The organism is Streptomyces katrae, from assembly GCF_000966975.1.
Taxonomy (GTDB): Bacteria; Actinomycetota; Actinomycetes; order Streptomycetales; family Streptomycetaceae; genus Streptomyces; species Streptomyces katrae.
Genome location: NZ_JZWV01001134.1, coordinates 1 through 1,685, shown reverse-complemented (window position 1 = coordinate 1,685; position 1,685 = coordinate 1). Strand labels below are relative to the sequence as shown.

Genomic DNA, 1,685 nt, shown 5'->3' with positions numbered 1-1,685 from the left:
TCCGCGTTGTACCCGCGGAACAGCTCGACCGCGGCCGGCTTCTGCCCGGCCGGGATCAGGAACGCGGTGCAGACCTTCTCCGACTGCCCCGGCCCCAGGGTCTTGGTGCTCTGCACCGGCGGGCAGTCGGCTCACTTCGCCGAGCCCATCATGACGATCAGGGCGCGTGTCCTCAGGCCGGACTCCGTCCTGATCATGATGTCGTTGTCCATGTCCCCGAGTTCCATGGGTGTACCGCTCTCCCCGGCCCCAGCCCGTTGCACCCGGCCAGGACGGCGACGGCGGCCACCGCGCCCGTCGCCGCCAGGGCAGTCCTCTTCCACGTACGCATGCTCGTCTCTCACTCCCCCGGCACCGGGCGGGCCCATCCGCCACGACCGGCACTTGAACACTCCAAACGATCATTCTCGCAGAAACGAAGGCGCCCCTTCCGGGTCAGTGGCCTCGGGCGAAGGCTGCGATCTCGGCCGTTCCCGGGCGGTAGCCGTCGGAGGTGTCCACGAGCAGGGTGGGTGCGGCGAGGGAGATGTCGGCGAACGCCTGGGGGTTGTAGGCGCCCGTGGAGAGGTCGGTGAGGAGCCGGCGGTCGTCGTGGGCGGCGCGGTGCACGTCCGAGTCGGCACGGTGCGTCATGCGCTCGGTGATGGTGGGCGTGGGTGCGGTGCAGCGCAGGATCCGGAGGTCGGCGAGCGTCGTGAGGGGTTCGAGGCCGGGGCGCCAGATGCGGTCCTGGTAGGCGGCCTCGGCCACGACGGTGACGCCTGCCCGGACGAGCAGGCCGAGGGTGTCGAAAAAGGCGTGCATGGCGGGGACGTTGAGGGGGTCGTCCCTGCCGGTCCGGTGGGCGGTGGCGTTCATGACCATGCCTTGCTTGATCTCGTCGCGGACGATCACGGGGCATCCGAGTTGCCGGGCGAGGGTGTGCGCGAGGGTGGTCTTTCCGGTGGCGGGTGGACCGCTGACCACCACGAGGGTGGGCCTGGCTGGCATCCGTGAGCTCCTGAAGGGGGACTGTCCTGCGGCCCGATGTAGCCGTACCCGTATGCATCGGATCCGGGCACCGGTCCGCACCGTCCCCGTTTCCGACCCCGGAGAAACTTCTTCTTGAGCTTCGGCGAACCGAACCACACGTACACCCAGATCGTCATCGGCCCGATGTACGCCCTGGGCTTCGTCGACCTGGTCAAAGCCGCCGACCGCACCGTGGTCGTCCGCACGCACAAGGGCTGAGAGCGTTCCCTTCCGCGGGGAGCCCGCCCAGGCTCTGCGCCACGGCTACCGGAAGGTGTGCGCTGATGCGGATGACCGTGGCGGAGCGGGGTAGCCGCTTCCGTGGGGGCCTCGTCCGGCGGTGTGAGGAGGATGCGATGACGGCCAGGAGGGCGCTGGCCCGCTACCACCGGCGGCGTGACTTCTCCAGGACCGCCGAGCCCGAGGGACGGCTCGCGGAGGCCTCCGGGGAGCGGCCCTCGTACGTCGTCCAGATCCACGACGCCAGCAGCATGCACTTCGATTTCCGGCTGGAGGCGGACGGCGTGCTGAAGTCCTTCGCGGTGCCCAAAGGGCCCTCGAACGACCCGCACGACAAGCGCTTCGCGACCCCGACCGAGGACCATCCGCTGGAATACCGCGATTTTGAGGGCACGATTCCGGAAGGCGAGTACGGCGGCGGCACGGTGATCGTG

Annotated in this window: 3 protein-coding genes; 2 read left to right on the top strand and 1 reads right to left on the bottom strand. The window is 69.5% G+C overall.

Features of this window, described 5'->3' with window-relative positions; translation table 11 throughout:
* Nucleotides 1–435: 435 nt before the first annotated feature.
* Entirely contained in the window at nucleotides 436–990 is a 555-nt protein-coding gene (locus VR44_RS33695) for a P-loop nucleotide/nucleoside kinase family protein (protein ID WP_045951441.1), read from the bottom strand.
* A gap of 114 nt (nucleotides 991–1,104) precedes the next feature.
* Between VR44_RS33695 and VR44_RS48610 the strand changes: the two genes are divergently transcribed.
* Nucleotides 1,105–1,230: a hypothetical protein gene (locus tag VR44_RS48610; protein WP_281187251.1), complete on the top strand. Its 126-nt coding sequence runs from the start codon at nucleotides 1,105–1,107 to the stop codon at nucleotides 1,228–1,230.
* A 137-nt stretch (nucleotides 1,231–1,367) separates the two neighbouring features.
* A partial coding sequence (locus VR44_RS33690; RefSeq protein WP_045951442.1) for a DNA polymerase ligase N-terminal domain-containing protein occupies nucleotides 1,368–1,685 on the top strand: 318 nt, incomplete at its 3' end.